The organism is Bacillus sp. 22475 (genome assembly GCF_052044835.1).
GTDB classification, from domain to species: Bacteria; Bacillota; Bacilli; order Bacillales; family Bacillaceae_G; genus Bacillus_A; species Bacillus_A cereus.
This window is the reverse complement of sequence record NZ_JBQENW010000087.1, coordinates 1-860: the sequence shown is the minus strand read 5'-3', so window position 1 is coordinate 860 and position 860 is coordinate 1. Positions and strand designations below refer to the sequence as shown.

Sequence of the window (860 nt, the reverse complement as noted above, 5' to 3'; positions counted from 1 at the left end):
GTTATAGTTTGATTTATTTAGGATTGAGTGTATTTGGAAGATAACTTAGAAAACTATTAAAAGTCCTCCGGATTGTTTAACTGGAGGACTTTTGTGTTTATATAATTATCGTTCTCGGAAATTGATCTTGTAGCGCTCTTTCTCGTAATTCACTATGTTTTCTAAAGAAAATAGTGAAAGGCAAGGCGATGAATACATTTATAAAATGACAAAACTGTAAGAATACACGAATGTTTGTAAGAAAGTTCGATGTTTTCCTTTTTCTTTTTTTATTATAGTGAAAAAGAAGAACGAAATATTCTCTTAGGTAGGAAAGGAAGATAATAATGATTGATCTATTAAATAAATGGATGTTAGAAAGTACAGGTAATTTCAATATCGTTGTAGGACTTACAGCACTTTTATTTTTGGGTTCAGTAATTGCACTTATTATTATTTACAAAAAAATTGGTAAACCATATGAAAGAACAAATGCTATTTATTTAAAAATTACTTCTCGTATGTTTACTATTCAAATTCTAATGAATGCTATATTTATTTCTCTAGTTGGTAAGGATATTGAGAATTTCCGTCAAATCTTTATATTATTTGAAGCCTTTGTCTTCTTCAGTGGAGCTATTTATTCATTTAAATTATATAGACAGGAATATAAATAATTCACTTATAAGTATATCTATAAATATACTTGCAAGTGTACTTATAGGGGTACCGCCAGGATTTTGGAAAAACCCACGCTAAGCAAAAACATATAATAAGCTGTCCATATGGACAGCTTATTTAGTCGGGTAAGCGGGGGGCATCGCTGCCTCCAACTCCCCTCAGAACCGTACGTGACAGTTTCCCATCATACGGCTCAAGCC

General features: G+C 31.4%; 1 protein-coding gene. It reads left to right on the top strand.

The window, feature by feature from the left end; genetic code table 11:
- Positions 1-326: 326 nt before the first annotated feature.
- Positions 327-656 (top strand): 6-aminohexanoate hydrolase, encoded by a 330-nt coding sequence (locus ACTJJY_RS31905; protein ID WP_440607448.1) that lies wholly within the window; start codon positions 327-329, stop codon positions 654-656.
- The last annotated feature ends 204 nt before the right edge of the window (positions 657-860 follow it).